The sequence below is a fragment of the Vibrio sp. CK2-1 genome (assembly GCF_021726515.1).
Taxonomy (GTDB): domain Bacteria; phylum Pseudomonadota; class Gammaproteobacteria; order Enterobacterales; family Vibrionaceae; genus Vibrio.
In genome coordinates, this window is sequence record NZ_JAKKCJ010000014.1 from 1 (window position 1) to 2,384 (window position 2,384).

Sequence of the window (2,384 nt, forward strand, 5' to 3'; positions counted from 1 at the left end):
GTAAGCGCATCATAAACCCCGCATTCTAATCGTCTAGCCCGAATAATAAGATCAAACCTCCAACCCAAAGCAGCAAAGGAGATTTGAAATGGCCAAACGACGCACTAACCAAGAATGGCGAACCCTGTTCGAACGCTATGAATCCAGCCAACTATCACAACGATTATTCTGTGAACGTAACGGCCTCAGCCTTTCCACTTTTTATGCTAAGCGCCAACAGTTAAAGCACATCGAAAAACCGAACACGGTTGGCTTTGTTAAAGCAGAAGTCGTTGAAAAGACCACAAAGTATCAAGCCACTCACCTTGCCGTTGCCAATATGACCCTGCTCGTCAATGATGTTGAACTGAGCATCCCACAAGGCACGCCAGCGACCTATCTTGCAGAACTTATCGGTGCGCTGTCATGAAACGTATGCTCAGTGCTCCCGAAATCTATCTCTATCGCGAAAGCGTCGATTTTAGAAAGTCCATCAACGGCCTCGCTGCGATTATCGAAAATGACACCGACTTGCCCTTGGGCAGCGGTGCACTATTCCTGTTCACCAACAAACAGCGTGATAAAGTCAAAGTGTTGTACTGGGATAAAACAGGCTTTGCTCTTTGGTACAAGCGCCTTGAAAAAGCCAAATATAAATGGCCTTCCAAAGAGAAAAATGACGTGTTTACCCTGACTCATTTCGAGCTTGATAGGCTGCTTTCAGGCTTCACGATTATCGGCCATAAACCCGTTAAAATAGAAGATTTTACAATGACTTAATCGATAATATAGTCTTATCCACCAAGCGTTAACGGCATGATTTTAGTATAATAAATGCCATGAAAAAGACGCCAAATATCAACCCAGAAAGCCAAGATGTTGCCGAGCTACAAGCGATGGTGAAAGCGCTGTTGGCGTCAGAAATCCAATTGAAACAAGAGCGCCAATCGCTGCTTGAACAGCTCAAACTTGCCTTCGACCGTCAGTTCGCTAAACGCTCGGAGGCGTTAAAGCCTTACAATGAATCCCAAGGTGACCTCTTCAACGAAGCGGAGTGTGAAGCTGCTAAAGAAGAAGAGGTTGACGTTGTCACAACGACCATCACAACGAAGAAACGCGGTAAACGCAGACCTCTGCCAAAGAGCTTGCCTCGTGAGGTTATCGAACTCGATTTAGACGACGATGAAAAGCAGTGCGCTTGCTGCCAACATAGTCTGCATAAAATCGGTGAAGACCGCAGTGAAAAGCTTGAGTTCACGCCAGCGGTACTCAAAGTGTTGGAATATGTTCGTCCTAAATATGCTTGCCGCCAATGCGAGCAAACTCAGGACAACAGCCGCATTGTTCAAAAGCCAGCGCCGCAAAGCATTATCCCGAAGAGCTTCGCCACAGAAAGCTTGTTGGCCAATATCATCCTCGGCAAATACCAATACGCGATGCCACTTTATCGACAAGAGTCGTTGTTTACCCAGTCGGGTATCGAACTCTCACGAACCACGATGGCAAGGTGGATTATCCAAGTCAGTGAGAAGTTCGCCCCGCTTTACGCGGCCTTGAAAGCGCACCTACTTGAGCAAGTGGTGATTCAGGCGGATGAAACGCCGCTCAATGTCCTCAAAGAAGATAAACAGTGTTACATGTGGCTCTACTGCTCGGGCGCAGACTCGCCAGATGCCGCACTCCCCAATGTGAAAAATATCGTCTTGTACGACTATCAAAACAGTCGCGCGAGGGCGTGCCCCGTTGCCTTCTTGGGCGACTATGATGGGTATCTGCAAACCGATGGCTATGGTGTTTATGATGGGCTTCATCTCGTCACCAATGTCGGTTGCTTCGCGCATGCTCGTCGCAAGTTCATGGAGGCGAAAAAGCTTCAAGGCAAAGGCAAGTCAGGTAAAGCGGATAAAGCGTTGGCCAAAATCCAGAAGCTTTATGGAATAGAATCACGCTTAAAAGGTGCCAGTGCCGAAAAACGGAAAGCAGAGCGCCAAGAGCATGCTAAGCCGATACTGGATGAGCTTTATGAATGGATGACAACTCAGAAAGTGCTTGAGTCTAGCCCGCTGGGTAAAGCAATAAAATACACGCTCGGTCAGTGGCCGAAGCTCACCCGCTATATCGATGACGGTCACTTATCGATAGACAACAACCGAGCTGAACGCGCAATAAAACCGCTGGTTATTGGGAGAAAGAACTGGCTCTTCTCGACCAATCCCAATGGAGCTGAAGCGAGCGCGATGCTTTACAGTATCGTCGAGACAGCGAAAGCCAACGGCCTTATCGTTTACGACTACATGGTCAAGTGCATGCAGGAGTTAGCGAAAGCGGAACCTGATATCGATGCACTCCTGCCTTGGAACTTCAAACACTAACAATATCGCCCCGTGGGTTCATGGCGCGGATAC

The 2,384-nt window shown here is 48.0% G+C and carries 3 protein-coding genes; all 3 read left to right on the forward strand.

Translation table 11 applies throughout. The features are described from left to right. The first annotated feature begins 88 nt into the window (after window positions 1-88). The 3 genes from L3V25_RS16480 to L3V25_RS16490 are packed head-to-tail and all read left to right on the forward strand — an operon-like array spanning window position 89 to window position 2,351. The gene (locus L3V25_RS16480) at window positions 89-409 is read left to right on the forward strand and encodes a hypothetical protein (protein ID WP_004394070.1); all 321 of its coding nucleotides are present in this window, start codon (window positions 89-91) and stop codon (window positions 407-409) included. Continuing rightward, entirely contained in the window at window positions 406-759 is a 354-nt protein-coding gene (tnpB, locus tag L3V25_RS16485) for an IS66 family insertion sequence element accessory protein TnpB (protein ID WP_025794881.1), read from the forward strand. The genes L3V25_RS16480 and tnpB overlap by 4 nt, the downstream gene beginning before the upstream one ends. A gap of 59 nt (window positions 760-818) precedes the next feature. Further along, the gene (locus L3V25_RS16490) at window positions 819-2,351 is read left to right on the forward strand and encodes an IS66 family transposase (protein ID WP_110410642.1); all 1,533 of its coding nucleotides are present in this window, start codon (window positions 819-821) and stop codon (window positions 2,349-2,351) included. Window positions 2,352-2,384 lie beyond the last annotated feature (33 nt).